This is a genomic window from Micromonospora sp. I033 (genome assembly GCF_053890995.1).
The window spans coordinates 58,927-74,091 of record NZ_JBSSLX010000002.1 but is presented as its reverse complement, the minus strand read 5'-3'; the positions used below and the strand labels follow the sequence as shown (position 1 = coordinate 74,091).

Below are 15,165 nucleotides of genomic sequence, written 5' to 3'. Positions count from 1 at the left end.
TCCGATGGAGACGCCATGACAGTCGATCTCCCCGCTCAAGCGGTCACCACCGGAGCTGTACCCGAGGTGTGTGCCCGTCACGGCCAGCCTGCGACCCGCCACCGCAGGACGGTGTTCCGGTCCTACACGCCGAAGTGGGCCTACGTCCTGCTTCTGTTCGGAGTGCTGCCGTTCGCCATCGTCGCCGCCGCACTGCAGAAGCGCGTCAAGGCCCCGGCCTGGCCCTTCTGCGCCGACTGCGGCAGGTTGCGCACCCGCCGCCTGCTCATCGGCGTCGGCCTGGTGGTGCTCGCGATCGTCGGCGTGGTGGCGGTGTCCGCCCTGACGGCACCGAACGACTCGACGGCCGGCGCGGTCGTGCTGGTCTTCGTGCTGCTGCTCATCGCGGGGCTCGGCGTGGCCAGCACCGCCGGCAACGGCCCGATCGCCTCCGGATACGTGTCCAACGACGGCAGCACGGTGCACGTCCGCCGCGCGCACGACCGCTTCGCCGAGCGGGTCGCGGCGCTGCGGCCGAGGCCCGGGCCGCAGTTCCACCAGGCCTATCCGCCCTACCCGCAGGCCGGACCGTCGCAGTACGCGCCGTACCCTCCCGCCGCGCCGCAGTACGGGCCCGCGCCGCAGTACGGGCCCGGCCAGGCGCAGGGCGATCAGCCGCGGTAGGGCTCAGGCCTGTCGGGTTGCCTGCTCCCCGCCGGGGGAGTAGGCAGAAGGTTCAGCTGCGTCGATCTGGGGAGACGACATGAGACCTCCCGTCCTCGTCACCGCGACCATCGCGCTGGCCACGCTCGTGGCCGGCACCGGAGTTCCCGCCCAGGCGAAGCCGGCCGAACCGCCGAAGGAACCCGTGGCCGTCGGGTACGGCGGTGCCGTGTCCACGGTCGATCCCACCGCCACGGCCGTCGGGCTGGACGTGCTGCGCCGTGGTGGCAACGCGGTCGACGCGGCGGTCGCCGCGGCGGCGACGCTCGGCGTCACCGAACCCTTCTCGGCCGGCATCGGCGGCGGGGGCTTCCTCGTCCACTACGACGCGCGGACCGGACGGGTGCACACCATCGACGGCCGCGAGGCAGCGCCGGCGTCGATGACCGAGACCAGCTTCATCAACCCGGCCACGGGGCAGCCGTACCGGTTCGACGAGGCGCGGATCAGCGGGCTCTCGGTCGGCGTCCCTGGCACCCTGCTCACCTGGCAGGACGCGCTGGACCGCTGGGGCACCAGGTCGCTGGCGCAGATGCTCAGGCCCGCCGCGCGGGTCGCCGAGCGCGGCTTCACCGTCGACGAGACCTTCGCGGGCCAGGTCGCCGCGAACCAGGCGGCCTTCGGGCAGTTCACCTCGACGAGCGCGCTGTACCTGCCCGGCGGCCGGCCGCCGGCGGTCGGCAGCACCTTCCGCAACCCCGACCTCGCGGAGACGTACCGGCTCATCGCCCAGCGGGGCACCGACGTGTTCTACCGGGGCGAGGTCGGCGGCGACGTGGTCGCGACCGTGCAGCGTCCGCCCGTGGCGGCGCAGCCGGTCGAGTCGTGGCCGTACCCGATCCGCCCGGCCGGGATGACCGCCGCCGACCTCGCCGGTTACCGCACCCGCTTCCCCGCGCCGACCCGGTCGGACTACCGGGGCCTCGAGGTGTACGGCATGTCCACCCCGTCGAGCGGCGGCACCGCCGTGGGCGAGGCGCTCAACATCCTCGAACAGTACGACCTGCCGTCGATGACCCGGACCCAGGCCATGCACCACTACCTGGAGGCCAGCGCGCTGGCGTTCGCCGACCGCAACCGCCACGTCGGCGATCACACCCCGCAGGCCGTGCTCCGCCAGCTGCTCAGCGACGCGTACGCCAAGGAACGCGCCTGCCTGATCGACCCCTCGGCGGCCCTGCCCAAGCCGGTCGCGCCCGGTGTACCGGACGGCGACTACGGCGGCTGCTCGGCGGCGACGGTGGCCGACACCCGCGACGACCGTAAGAGCACCACCAACCTGACCGTGGCCGACCGCTGGGGCAACGTGGTCGAGTACACGCTGACCATCGAGGCGACCGGCGGCAACGGGATGGTCGTGCCCGGTCGGGGCTTCCTGCTCAACAACGAGCTGACGGACTTCAACTTCGCGCCCACCCAGGGCGCGGCGCCCGACCCGAACCTGCCCGCGCCGGGCAAGCGCCCGCGCAGTTCCATGTCGCCCACGATCGTGCTGGCCGACGGACGGCCGTTCCTGGCGGTCGGCACGCCCGGCGGCGCCACGATCATCACGACCGTCCTGCAGATGCTGGTCAACCGGATCGACCTGGGCATGACGCTGCCGGAGGCCCTCGCCGCGCCCCGGGCCTCGCAACGCAACGGCGCGAGCACCCAGGCCGAGACCGCGTTCATCACCGCGTACGCCGGCGCCCTCCCGCCGGGCCACACCTTCGCCCCGACCGCGGAGATCGGCGCCGCGACCGGTATCGAGTTCCTGGCGGACGGCCGGATGCTCGCCGCGGCCGAGCCGGTACGCCGGGGCGGCGGCGCGGCGGCCGTCGTCGGCCGCTGGACACACCGCTAGGTGTTCTGTCCACGACGTTGGTGACCTGGCTGGGACCTTGAGGTAGGTGAGGACCCCCGGGTGAGGTGGAGCTTGTCAAGGTTCCACACCACCCGGGAGGTCCCGCAGGACTCTAGACCGCCTCCGCTGAGCCCGGACGCGTTCGCTCGCCCCACCGGACGACCGCCGGGGCGGCCAGACCGACCGCGACGAAGATGCCGCCCATCAGCAGCCAGCCGGGGGCGCCCCAGGCGATGCAGAGCAGGCCCAGGATGGACGGGGCGGCGACGTTGGCCAGGCCCGTGCCGAGCCCGGAAACTCCCGTGTACTGCCCCTGCGCGTGTGGAGGCGCGAGTCGGAACTGCAGTTCGAGCGAGCCCGCCGCGTGCCACAGCTCGCCGACGGTGTGCGCGGCGACTCCCAGCGTCATCACCGTGACGGCGAGCCATCCGGGCATCGTCGACGTGGCGGCGATCAGGGCCATCCCGATCAGGAACGCCAACCCGGAGCGCCGTATGGCCCGGCCTGCCGCTGGGCTGGTGTCGATCCCCCGGCTCGCCCTGACCTGGAGCGCCGCCACGAGGGCGGTGTTGGCCACCACGGCCACCCCGACGAACCAGCGCGGCGCGTGGGTCTGCGAGATGATCCACACCGGCAACGCGAAGACCAGTACCTGGCCCTGAATTCCCATGATGGCGTCCAGCACGGTGACTGCCATGTAGGGCTTGTCCTTCAGTGCGATCCAGCGCCCGGCCGTGTGAGGCGCTGGAATGGGCGGCAGTGAGGGCAGCCGGGTGATGATGGCGGCGCATGCCACGAAGCTGGTGGCGTTGCCGACGATCAGGGCCAGGTAGGCGGCGCGGGTGTCCAGTTGCACGGCGGCGCCGGCGGCGAGGGCGCCGCAACATCCGGCGAGGTTGGCAACCGAACGAAGATACGCACGGTACTGGGCCACGTCTGTGCCGCCGAAGCCACGCACCAGCGGGCCGCGGGACGCCCCGCCGGCTGATTGAGCGAGCTGGGTCAGGCAGACCAGGACGACGAACAGCCAGAACGTGTGGACGAAGGCCAGGGCGGCCGTGGTGGCGGCTCGGATGATCAGAGTCAGCAGGTAGATCTCGCGCGGGCCCCGCCGATCGGCGAGATGCCCCGTCGGGATCCCGGCGAGCATCCCGACGAGTGCCGCTATGCCCAGGCCCAGGGCGACCTGCGCGAGGGGGAGCCCTACGGAGCGGGTGAAGAAGAGCACGGCGCTGGCCATGAAGACGCCGCTTCCGAGCATGTTGACGAAGGTCGCGATGGCCAGGACGCGCTGCGGGCCGTGATCGGGAACGAGTCCTCGGGCAACGAGCCATGAGCTGCTCGGCGGTGGGTTGGGGATGGACGACGTTGTCGCTGCCTGCAAGGGTGACGGAGCCTCTCGTCGACGGTCGTGGACTCGTGGCAGGGGCTGCGCCCTGCCGGACGCCGCTACTCGAGGCTGGCCAACTCCTCGGGAGACAGGCGCAGCGCCCCGGCGGCCACGTTCTCGACCAGGTGATCGGGGTTGCCGGTGCCGGGGATGGCCAGCAGGTGCGGCCCGCGGCTGAGGGTCCACGCGATCCGCACCTGCGCCGGCGTCACGCCGTGGGTGCGCGCGATGGCGTGCACCGCCTCGTTGGTCGCCACGCCGCCGGCCTCACGTCCGTCGCCGGCGATCGCGAAGAACGGCACGAAGGCGACACCCTGCTCACCGCAGGTGCGCACGAACTGGTCGTGCATGCGTCGGGTGTCGACGCCGTACGGGTTCTGCACGCAGACCACCGGGGCGATCGCCTGCGCCTGCGCGAGATGGTGCGGACGGATGTTCGACAGGCCGAGATGCCGGATGAGCCCGGCGTCGCGCAGGTCGGCCAGCGCGCCGAAGTGCTCCGCGACCGAGTCCAGCCCGTGCTGGCGCAGGTTCACGACATCCAGATGATCGCGGCCCAGCTGACGCAGGTTCTCCTCGACCTGCCCGCGCAGCTGGTCCGGCCGGGCCAGCGGCAGCCACTGCCCGGAGGGGTCGCGTCCCGGCCCGACCTTCGTGGTGATGACCAGGTCGTCGGCGTACGGCGAGAGCGCCGTGTTGATCAACTCGTTGGCCGACCGGAGCGGCGAGAAGTAGAACGCCGCCGTGTCGATGTGGTTCACACCGAGCTCGACCGCCCGGCGCAGCACACCGACGACCCGGTCACGGTCGCTCGCCGCGCTGCCGTTGCCCGTCAGGCGCATCGCGCCGAATCCGATCCGGTTGACGGTCAGGTCGCCGAGCGTCCAGGTGCCTGCGGACCCCGCAGTGATCATGTCGAAGGGCATTGGGCGAACCTAGCCACCGCCGCTGACCTGCGCAGTCGGTCGTCTGCCCGATACCGCACCCGCAAGATCACTGCTAGGTTATCTATCGTGGGGAGCGCTCCGTCGGGAAGCGCGCGACAGCCCGCAGTGCATCCGGTCCTGAAACTGATGGACCGACTTCGAGGCTGGCTCGGGACGGCCCCGCCGGCCCGCGGGTGTCGCGGGCCGGCGGGTTTGGTCAGTAGCGCAGGGCGCGGAGGTTGGTGTAGCTGTCGCAGGCCGACGAGACGCCGTCCGGGCGGGGATTGTCGTTCTCGGTCAGGTAGTGGTCCACGCCGGCCATCTCGCTGAAAGCGAAGATGCGGGCGAAGTCGATGGTGCCCTCGCCCACGTCGGCGAACGACCCGTCGGCGGCCATGTCCTTGACGTGGAACAGCGCGAACCGTCCCGGGTACTGCCGGATCAGCTCCACCGGATCGGCGCCGACGCTGGCCGCCCAGTACAGGTCGAGCTCCATCGCCACCAGGTTCGGGTCGGTCTCGCGGACCAGCACGTCGTAGCCGCGCACGCCGCCGTCCTGGGCGGTGAACTCGAACCCGTGGTTGTGGTAGGCGACCGTGATGCCCGCCTGCTTGAGCTCGGCGCCGACCGCGTTGAGGGTCGCCGCGACCTCGGAGTAGTCGTCGAGCCCCCAGGAACCCGAACCCGAGATCCGGACGTACTTCGCGCCGAACGCCCTGGCGTCGGCGATGACGCCGGCCAGGTTGTTCCGGAGATCGCCGAGGCCGATCCCGATCGACGGGACGGACAGCCCGGCGCCGGCCACCAGGGGCGCCAGCGCGTCGGCCCGCCTGCCGTAGAAGTTGTTCACCGCGCCCGAGGGCTCCGCGTTGCGGTAGCCGCAGGCGGCGAGCGCCGCCAGGGTGGCTTCGGGCGCGGTCGACATGGTGGCCCGCACGGTGTAGAGGACGAGGCCGATCCGGTCGTCGGGTACGGCGCGGGTCCCCGGGGATGGTTGCGGTCTGCCGGTCTCGGAGGCGGCCGCCGCCCGTACGATGCTCGCGCTCTCCTCTGGCGTGACGACGTCGTCCTGCCGGAGCGCGGTGGCCAGCCCGCTGACGGTGCTCACGAAGTCGCCGTGGTCGGCGAACGGCGCCTGGGCCCAGATGGCGTCCAGGATCGTGCACCCGTCGCCGAGGTCGCGGTTGGGTACGCCCGAGTCGGCCCCGCGACCGAAGAAGACGGTGGACGAGGTGGTGTAGCCCCACGGGCAGCTGTCGGCGGTTTGCGTGACGGTCGAGGATTCGGCGGCTGACGCCGGAGCCGCGGTGAGCGGGAGGAGCGTCGCGGCGAGCGACACGGCGAGCAGGTGACGGGCCCGTCGCGCCCGATGGCGGGGCGGGCGGGCGGAGGTGGAGTCCATGGTCTCTCCCGGGAGCTCTCGAAGGGGAAAGGTGCTGGGCGATGCCTGGTCGGTGGTGGCGGAGCGGCGTGCGCCCCGCCACCACCCGTGACGCTCAGCTCACCGTCACGACCACGATCGAGGACAGGGTTGCCCCGAGGCTGTCGGTGACGGTCAGCCGTGCCGTGTACGTGCCCTTGCGGGCGTACGTGTGACTGGCCGACGCCCCGTGCACGACGGGGGTGTTGTCGCCGAAGTCCCACGCGTGATCGGTGATGGTGCGCCCGGATGCCGGCGCGGCCGTCCCGGTGAACGCGACCGCCAGCGGCGCGGTGCCCGTGGTGGGCGTGGCCGAGGCCGACACCGTGCCGGCGGCCTGCTCGCGCACCCCGGCGCCGTTGAAGCGCAGCCAGTCCAGTGCCATCAGGTCGGGGGTGCCACCCGTCTGGTTCGGGTTGACGAAGACCAGGTGCAGGGTGGTCGTGCGGCCCGGATCGGTCACCTCGACCGTCGGCGAGACGAGGTTGTCCCAGCCGCCGGTGCCGCCGATGGTGGCCCGGCCGAGGAGCTGGCCGGTGGGGGAGTCGGCCCTGATCTCGATGTCACCGCCGCTGCTGCCGGAGGCGACTCCGAAGGTGACCGAGTCGATGTTGCGAAGGTTCACCGGGCCGAAGTTGATCCACTCGCCGTGGTCGATGTCGCCGATGCGCTTTCCGGCGCTCGCGGTCGGGCGGTCGAGGACCTGGATGCCGCTCTGGCCGTCGAAGTGTTCGGCCTCCTTGCTCTTGGTCTGCAGCTCCGCCCGGGTCGAGCCGACCAGTTCCGGTGCCCCGTTCGCCCCGCCGTCGGTGTACTGCGCCGACAGCAGCGTGTAGAGGTTCTGGCCCGGGCCGTGCCCGTCGCCGCCGTTGCTCTCGGTCACTGCCACCCCGGTGCAGCCGACGTAGTTGTCCAGCGGGTGGGCGTGTGAGTCGTGGCCGAGCTGGGTCTGCACGACCACCTTGGTGCAGTCGATGCTGCCCTCCTCGGGGTCGGTGACCGTCACCGTGTACGGGATGCGGTCACCGAAGTCGAAGAAGGCCCCGTCGGGCACGCTGAGGGTCACCGTCGGGCGGGTGTTGCCGGCCGTGATCTCCTGTACGGCGACGGCGGTCTGCCCGTTGGTGGCGGTGACGGTCAGCCGGGCGGTGTAGCGCCCCGGTGTGCCGTAGGTGTGACTGGGGTTGGCGGCGGTGGAGTCGACGCTGCCGTTGCCGTCGAAGTCCCAGGCGTAGGTGATCGCGGTGCCGTCCGGCCCGCTGGAGCCGGCGCTGGAGAAGGCGACGGTCAGTGGCGCCGGGCCGCTGTCCTTGTCGACGGCCAGCTTGGCCACCGGCGGCCGGCTGTTGGCGACGTAGTCGATGCGGTAGATGCCGGCGCCCTCGTTGCTGCCGCCCCGACCGCTGCCGCTGCCCTCGCCGAAGTCGATGACGTAGAGGGAGCCGTCCGGCCCGAACTCCGCCTCGAAGGGCTGGATCCACGACATGTTGCCGAGGATCCCGTTGATGGACTGCAGGTCACCGACGTTGGTGGGCCCGAAGCGGGGGTCGCTGAACGTCTGCGCGGTGTCGTGGATCGACAGCGTCTTGAACCACCGTCGGGTCAGCTCGTAGACGATCCACTTGCCCTCGAAGTACTGGGGGAACTTGGTCAGCCGCTTGTTGGACGGGTCGTAGTCGTAGACGGGCCCGCTCATGGGGCCGCCGCCGCCCGTGCCCAGCTCCGGGAACTGCGGGGAGGCCGAGTAGGCGTACGAGACCAGGGCCGGCTTCGTCGCCGGGAGGTCGGTCAGGCCGGTGTTGTTGGGGGAGTTGTTGACCGGCGCGGCGCAGTCGAACTTCGGCCCGGAGGTGGCGGTGGCGAAGTCGTAGTCGTTGAACGGGATGTTGTTGCCGATGCAGTAGGGCCAGCCGTAGTTGCCGGCGCTGGTGATCCGGTTGAACTCGACGGTCCCTTCCGGCCCGCGGTTGGGGTTGGCGGACCGGGCGTCGGGGCCGTAGTCGGCCACGAGCAGCGCGTTGGTCTTGGAGTCGACGGTGATGCGGAACGGGTTGCGCATACCCATCGCGTAGATCTCGGGCTTCGTCCGGGCCGTGCCCGGGGCGAACAGGTTCCCGTCGGGGATGGCGTACTTGCCGTTGGGCAGGGGCTTGATGCGCAGGATCTTGCCCCGCAGGTCGTTGGTGTTGCCGGCGGTGCCCTGGGCGTCGTACGCGCGACGGCCGGCCCGCTCGTCGATCGGGGTGAAGCCGCTGGACTCGAACGGGTCGGTGTTGTCGCCGATGGCGGCGTACAGGTTGCCCTGCTGGTCCATCGTCACGGAGCCGCCCATGTGCGAGTTGGCGCGCGCCTCACCGCGCCAGGTCGGGATCGTGAGCAGGCGCTTCTCCGAGGTGAGGCTGACGCTGTCGCCGTCGACGGTGAAGCGGGACAGGTTCAGCTGCTTCTCGACCCGGTCGGACCACAGCAGGTAGAGCCAGTTGTTGTCGGCGAAGTGCCGGTCCAGGGTCATGCCGAGCAGGCCGTCGGACTGGCTGGTCTGCTCCGGCGTGTAGGCGAAGTCCAGCAGCGTGGTGACCGCGAGCGTGTCCTGGTTGACGACCTTCAGCGCGCCGGTGCGCTCGATGTAGAAGACCCGGCGGTCCGGTGCCACCGCCAGTTCGAACGGGTCGGAGAGGTCCTGGTTGACCAGGGGGATCCGCTCGAAGTTGGTGGTTCTGGTGGCGCCGCAGTCACCGGGGGCGGCGCCGGCGGCCCACCTGATGCCGCCCAGCAGGTGCGCGAGGAAGGCCGGCTCCTGGAACGAGGAGGAGCTGTGCCCGCCGGCGGTGAACCAGGAGCGGCCGCCGTCGTAGTTCTGGCACCACGAGTACGCGTGGTCGGTGCCCTCGTCGAGCCCGGGGATGCCGTCGCGCACCTTGATCTGGGCGAGCGTGTGGACCTTGCCGGTGGGGTTGGTTCGCCAGTTGTACCACTCCTCGCTGCGTTCCCAGAGCTCGGGCAGGTCCTTCGTGGACGGGTGGGCGTGGTCGAGGACCTTGATCCGGCCCGGGAAGGTGCCGCCCGTGGCGGAGAAGTCCGGGTGCTGGTCGAAGATGGTGCCGACCAGTCCCTCGTACCAGGCCCAGTTCCGCTCGCTCGCCGACGCGGCGTGCAGGCCGACCCAGCCGCCACCGTTGCGGATGTACCGCTGGAACGCGGCCCGCTGGTCGGCGTCGAGGAGGTCACCCGAGGTCGGGGTGGAATTGGTGTTGTTGAACACGAGGGCGTCGAAGCGGGCGAGGTTGGCGTCGGTGAACGCCCCCGCGTCGGTGGTCGCCTCGACGGTGAATCCCTGTTGCTCACCGAGTTGCCGGATGGCGGTGACGCCGGCCGGGATGGAGTCGTGGTAGAAGTTCGTGACCTTGGAGAAGACCAGCACCCGGAAATCGGCGTCGGTCGCGGATTCGGCGGCGGTCGCCGGCGTGCCCGGCAACAGGAGTGTGACGGCCGCGAGCAGGGCGAACAGTAGCGTGCGTTGGCGTCTCATACACGCGCTCCTTGATGGCGACGGTGGTAAGAAAGCGCTTTCCACGTTTCCTGAACCCTACGAGATCAATTTCGGCGGGTCAATATTCCGACCGCATCCGCATTTCCGTCGCTGCGGCAGGTTCATTGCATGCCGATAACCACTCCCTCGGCGAGAGGGAGTGGTTATCGGCGCTCAATTCAAAATCGGATACGGAATTGCGGTCGTACGCCTAGAACCGCAGCTTGCGCAGGTAGCGGTAGCCGATCTCGGCCGTCTGCTGCGGCGTCACGTCGGGCGTGTCGTTCTCGACGATGTACTCGAGCACCGAGTGCTCCCGGAAGATCCGCGCGAAGTCGATCGTCCCGGTGCCGAGGTCGGCCATGTCGCCGGTGGACTCGTCCCGGTCCTTCACGTGGTACTGGAGCACGCGCTGCGGCGCGGAGCGGATGACGTCCAGGGTGAAGCCCTCGGGATCCGCGACGCCGTCACCGGAGTTGATGCCGCCGGTGACCGCCCAGTAGAGGTCGACCTCCAGGTGGACGAGCCGAGGGTCGAGTTCCGCGGTCAGCACGTCCCAGGGCCGCTTGCCGCCGCCGAGGTCGATGGTGAACTCGTGGGCGTGGTTGTGGTAGCCGTAGCGCAGGCCGGCCGCCCGCGCCGCGGCGGCCTCCACGTTCATCTGCTCCGCCCAGCGCTTCCACTCGTCCGCGCTCTCGGAGTACAGATACGGCACCACCATGAACTGCTGGCCCAGGGTGACCGCGTTCTGGATCTTCTGCTCCAGCTCGGCGGCGTTCGCGCTGATGCCGTCGTGGCTCGAACTGGCCCGGATGCCGATGCCGTCGAGGAACTGGCGCAACTGGGCGGCGGTCCGCCCGAAGTAGCCGAGCGCCAGCTCCACGCGCGGGTACCCGATCCGGGCCAGGTGGGTGAGGGTCGCGTCGTAGCCGGGGGAACCCCACAGGGCGTCGCGCACCGTCCAGAGCTGGATGCTGATCAGACCCGGGGGTACGTGGTGCCGGCCCGTGCGGTGGGCGGTGGCCGACGCGGCCGTCGCGCCCACGCCGGACGCCGCGAGCCCGACACCGGCGAGGGTGGCCAGAGAGCCGCGCAGCAGGCTGCGCCGGTCAACGGAGCGCCGCAGCGCGGCCATCCCGTCGTGTCCGTAACACATGGTTGCTCCTTTCGGGGGTTATGCGGTGGGGACCAGGACGACCTGGTCGGTGCCGGTCAGGGACGGCAGGCCGTCACCGCCGGCGTCGGTGTAGGAGGCGACGAACACCGCGGTCAGGTTGTCGTGCTCCGGGTCGTGGCCGGAGGGCACCGTCGTCTGGATCGAGCCGGTGCAGCCGGTGGCGGCGGTCTGCGGGTGCCCGTGCTGGTCGTGGCCGAGGACGTAGGTGACGGTGACCCGGGAGCAGTCCACCGGCTGGTCGTCGGTCACCCGTACCTCGAACTGGACGGTGTCGCCGAAGGCGAAGGGCTGCCCGTCGGCCGGCTTGACCAGATCCACCACGGGCGTGGCGTTGCCGACCACGATCCGGACCGAGGCCGAGGCCGAGAGACCGCCCGGGTCGCTGACGTTGAGCGTCGCGTTGTAGAGGCCGTTCTCCCGGTAGGTGAACGTCGGGTTCGCCGCCCGCGAGTCGACCGTGCCGTCGTTGTCGAAGTCCCACGCGTACTTCAGCCGGTCGCCGTCGTAGTCCGTGGTGCCCTCGCTGGAGAACGTGACGGTCAGCGGGGCGACGCCGTCCGTGGGCGTGGCCGAGACCTGGGGAACCGGGGTGTGGTTGCCCGTCCAGCCGGTGTAGTCGATCCGGGCCAGCTGCGCGTCCGGGTTCTCGCTGAAGTATCCGTCGCCGTACTCCAGCACGTAGAGCGCGCCGTCCGGGCCGAACTCCAGGTCCATCGGGTTGTCGAAGGTGATCGAGGGGAGCACCGGCTCGATCCCGGTCAGGTCGCCGTCGGCGTCCAGCCGGAAGCCCTTCACGTAGTCCCGGGTCCACTCGTGGAACAGCGCGGCGCCGTCGTAGTAGGCCGGCCAGGCCACCGGCGCGCGTCCCCGCGTCGTCGGCTTGGCGAACTGGTACGCCGGCCCGGCCATCGGGCCGATGCCGCCGGTGCCCAGCTCGGGGAACCGCGCCGAGGGGCCGTAGCTGTACCAGACCTGCGGCTGTTCCACGGGCGGCAGCTGGCGCAGGCCGGTGTTGTGCGGTGACTCGTTGACCGGCGCGGCGCAGTTGAACGGTGCCCCCGACCGGCCGGTGGCGAAGTCGTAGTCCACGTACGGCAGTTGCGCGGTGGCGCAGTACGGCCAGCCGTAGTTGCCGGCCTTGCGGGCGGCGAGCCACTTGCCGTGCCCGGCGGGACCGCGCAGCGGGTCGGGCTGGCCCGCGTCCGGCGAGTAGTCGCCGACGTAGAGGTCACCGGTCTCGCGGTTCAGCTCGATCCGGAACGGGTTGCGCAGGCCCATCAGGTAGATCTCCGGCCGGGTGCCGGCCGTGCCCTCGGGGAACAGGTTCCCGTCCGGGATGGTGTACCCGCCGTTCGCGCCGACCCTGACCCGGAGGATCTTGCCGCGCAGGTCGTTCGTGTTGGCCGAGGTGCGCTGCGCGTCGTACGCCGGGTTCCGGCCCGGACGCTCGTCCAGGGGCGCGTAGCCGCCGGACTCGAACGGGTTGGTGTCGTCGCCCGTGGACAGGTACAGGTTGCCCTCGGCGTCGAAGGCGATGTCGCCGCCGACGTGACAGCAGATGCCCCGGTCGACCGGTACGTCGAGGATCTGCTGCTCGGTGGTGAGGTCCAGCTTGTCCTTGACCAGCCGGAACCGGGACAGCCGGATGGCGCCCTTGAACTTCGCGAAGTCCGCGGCGGTGCCCCAGGCCGGCGCGTCGCCCTCGTTGACGTCCGGGGTCGACGGGTCGTCGACGGGCGTGTCCATCGGCGGGGAGTAGTACAGGTAGACCCAGTTGTTGCCGGCCCTGCCGAAGTTCGGGTCGATCGCGACGTTCTGCAGGCCCTCCTCGTCGTGCCGGTAGACGTCCAGCGTCGCGGCGATCGAGTTGCGGCCGGTGGTGGGGTCGTGCAGCCAGACCTCACCGGCGCGGGTCACGTGCAGCACCCGGCTGTCCGGCAGGACCGCGAGATCCATCGGCTCGCCCGGATGGTCGTTGAGGGTCACCTTCTGGAAGTCGCTGTCCGGGGGTGGGGCGGCCGCGTCGGGCGCGGCCGTCGCGGCGGTGGGGGTGGCGACGAGTGCCGTGGTCGTCAGACCCGCTACGGCGAGCGCGAGTCGTCTCTTCATCTGCCTCTCCTTGTGCTGGGGACCGGGTCGGGGCAGGTCGAGGGGGCCAGTACTCCTTGCTGGACCTGGGCATGGCGGAGCCGCCCGGCACGACGCACGCCGCCACCGTGGCGTCGAGCAGGATTGCCGACGGCCTGCGGCTGCGTGATCGGTACGGGCGGAGAACGGGATAGGGGACAGGTGACGGTCGGGTGCCGGCCAGCGGGCAGGGCCGCCAACGTGGCGGTTAACCGCGACGAAACACCATCGACGTGGCCGACGCTACAAAAGACATGTCCACGTGTCTATAGCTTTCCGCCGACTCGAACGAACTTTCCTCCGACACGGACGAAAGTGGTCCTTCGTCTTGCCGTTACCGGCGGAGTCGGTAGGCTCGCGCGCCGGTCATCGAGCATGAGAGGGCGCGTACTCCTGTCGGGTCACCATGGACGCCGCCAGGCCGCTGCGATCATCCCGATCGAGGGAGGGCGGCCCGAGCCGGGTGGGTTGGTCGGTCCGCGAGTCTTGATCGCTGCCGAGTCTGCTGTTTAGCTGGCCGACGTGACTGCGCTCGGACCCGTCGCCTGGCCGCCTGAGCCGATCCGGACCGAGAGGCTCCTCCTCCGTGAGCCCGAGGCCCGGGACCGTGCGGCGTTCATCGAGCTGCTCGCCTCGCCAGAGGTGCACACCTACCTCGGCGGCCCCCGGCCCCGTGACGAGCTGGAGCGCGAGATGCCCGCGGTGCCCGAGCGGTGGCCCGGGAGTTTCGTCGTTGATCTCGACGGGGCGATGATCGGCCAGGTCCTGCTCAGGAGAGCAACGGAGCACCGCCGCCCGGCTGCCGTGGGCAAGGCCGACCTCGGTTACCTGTTCCTGCCGCGGGCGTGGGGATTCGGGTACGCCGCCGAGGCGTGCGCGGCGGCACTCGACTGGTTCGACGGCGTCCTTCCCGGCGAGCCCGTGGTGCTCACCACCCAGACCGCCAACGTCGGCTCGATGCGCCTCGCGGCAAAGCTGGGGTTCACCGAGGTGGAGCGGTTCCGGGCCTGGGACGCCGAGCAGTGGCTCGGCCTACGGTCCCCGGTCACCCCGTCTGCTTGAGGTCCTCGCGCCTGCGGCCTCCACCTCAACGACCCGACCGCCTGGCCCCCACCCCCGCCGAAGTCCTGACCGCGTCAGCCGTTGAAGTCAGTCATCAGCCAGATCCGGTCGAAGGCGCGCTCGGCCAGATCCGCATGCTTGATCATGAAGTTGACCACAATCAGCGTCTCGCCGAACGCGTCACCCACCTGCCCCTCGTCCAGCCAGACGGTGGCCAGCACGGTGTGCTCGTTTGCGTTGAGGATGGGGTTGTCCGCGCCGCCGGTGCTGGCGCCGCCGTAACCGCCGAGAGAAAACGCGTAATCGTTGTCCTCGAGGTCCCACATCACCTCTCCGATCACTTCCTCGACCTCGTCGTCCAAGCGAAGGTCGAACGGCACCTCGTGCTCGTTCTCCGGAAGGCTCCAGCCGGCACGAGCGTGCAGCAGAATCGGACCGAAGACCGGCACCCCGGGGCTCGGGTGCTCGGTTACCGGAGTGCCGGCCGGCACATGAACGATCCGGCAGTCGTTGGGCGTGAAGTCCGGCTCGACGAAGAACAGCAGCGACCCGTCGGCCGGCAGGTCAAGGTCGTGCCCGTGCGAGGGGATCGCGGCGAGGTCGAGCGTCAACACGAGACACTGCCCGGGAGGCCACTCCTCGCCCTCCGGCAACACCGCGAGACCGCCGAACCGACCGGCCACAGGCAGGCCGTCGCCCTCCGGAACCAGCTCCGTCTGTGGTCGGGCTAGCCGCACCCAGCGCTCGATCTCGTCCACCGGCACGCCCTTTTCGCGGGCTGCGCCCCGAAACTCCTGTCGTACATCCACAGCCGGGCATGGTGCCTGAAGGGTCCGACAAACATCAGAAGGCCGGTTCGCGGCAGGCGCCGAGGCGCAGGCCACCAGGCGGAACGGTGGAGGTGAGACCGGTCAAGCTGCCGTCGGGGACGTTGCGTAGCTGGTCGGCAAGCTGGAACCGCGCGACAAGTCGACGTACTACGAAACACG

At 70.6% G+C, this 15,165-nt stretch carries 10 protein-coding genes; 3 read left to right on the top strand and 7 right to left on the bottom strand.

Annotated elements, in window-relative coordinates; all coding sequences use genetic code 11:
* The first annotated feature begins 111 nt into the window (after window positions 1–111).
* Together ACW0Q9_RS00790 and ggt are read left to right on the top strand one after the other, a co-directional pair.
* Window positions 112–663 carry a hypothetical protein gene (locus ACW0Q9_RS00790; protein ID WP_456177656.1) on the top strand — a complete coding sequence of 184 codons (552 nt, stop codon included), beginning with the start codon at window positions 112–114 and terminating at the stop codon, window positions 661–663.
* Between the two features lie 79 nt (window positions 664–742).
* A complete protein-coding gene (gene ggt, locus ACW0Q9_RS00785) occupies window positions 743–2,545 on the top strand; it encodes a gamma-glutamyltransferase (RefSeq protein WP_456177654.1) in 1,803 nt (600 codons plus the stop codon).
* A gap of 112 nt (window positions 2,546–2,657) precedes the next feature.
* On the opposite strand, the gene ACW0Q9_RS00780 is transcribed toward ggt, so the two are convergent.
* The 6 genes from ACW0Q9_RS00780 to ACW0Q9_RS00755 all read right to left on the bottom strand — a co-directional run bounded on the left by ACW0Q9_RS00780 (window position 2,658) and on the right by ACW0Q9_RS00755 (window position 13,096).
* Window positions 2,658–3,824 (bottom strand): MFS transporter, encoded by a 1,167-nt coding sequence (locus tag ACW0Q9_RS00780; protein ID WP_456177705.1) that lies wholly within the window; start codon window positions 3,822–3,824, stop codon window positions 2,658–2,660.
* 170 nt (window positions 3,825–3,994) lie between these two features.
* Window positions 3,995–4,861, bottom strand: coding sequence for an aldo/keto reductase (locus ACW0Q9_RS00775; RefSeq protein WP_456177652.1), 867 nt, complete (start codon window positions 4,859–4,861; stop codon window positions 3,995–3,997).
* Window positions 4,862–5,078: 217 nt separating this feature from the next.
* Complete coding sequence (locus tag ACW0Q9_RS00770; RefSeq protein WP_456177650.1) at window positions 5,079–6,263, bottom strand: sugar phosphate isomerase/epimerase family protein; 1,185 nt, start codon at window positions 6,261–6,263, stop codon at window positions 5,079–5,081.
* A 94-nt stretch (window positions 6,264–6,357) separates the two neighbouring features.
* Complete coding sequence (locus tag ACW0Q9_RS00765) at window positions 6,358–9,810, bottom strand: ThuA domain-containing protein (RefSeq protein ID WP_456177648.1); 3,453 nt, start codon at window positions 9,808–9,810, stop codon at window positions 6,358–6,360.
* A gap of 211 nt (window positions 9,811–10,021) precedes the next feature.
* Entirely contained in the window at window positions 10,022–10,966 is a 945-nt protein-coding gene (locus ACW0Q9_RS00760) for a sugar phosphate isomerase/epimerase family protein (protein ID WP_456177646.1), read from the bottom strand.
* 18 nt (window positions 10,967–10,984) lie between these two features.
* The gene (locus tag ACW0Q9_RS00755) at window positions 10,985–13,096 is read right to left on the bottom strand and encodes a PQQ-dependent sugar dehydrogenase (protein WP_456177644.1); all 2,112 of its coding nucleotides are present in this window, start codon (window positions 13,094–13,096) and stop codon (window positions 10,985–10,987) included.
* A 540-nt stretch (window positions 13,097–13,636) separates the two neighbouring features.
* On the opposite strand from ACW0Q9_RS00755, the gene ACW0Q9_RS00750 reads away from it, so the two are divergent.
* Window positions 13,637–14,176 (top strand): GNAT family N-acetyltransferase, encoded by a 540-nt coding sequence (locus tag ACW0Q9_RS00750; protein WP_456177642.1) that lies wholly within the window; start codon window positions 13,637–13,639, stop codon window positions 14,174–14,176.
* Window positions 14,177–14,250: 74 nt separating this feature from the next.
* Here ACW0Q9_RS00750 and ACW0Q9_RS00745 read toward each other — a convergent pair whose 3' ends face one another.
* Window positions 14,251–14,934 carry a DUF1963 domain-containing protein gene (locus ACW0Q9_RS00745; protein WP_456177640.1) on the bottom strand — a complete coding sequence of 228 codons (684 nt, stop codon included), beginning with the start codon at window positions 14,932–14,934 and terminating at the stop codon, window positions 14,251–14,253.
* Window positions 14,935–15,165 lie beyond the last annotated feature (231 nt).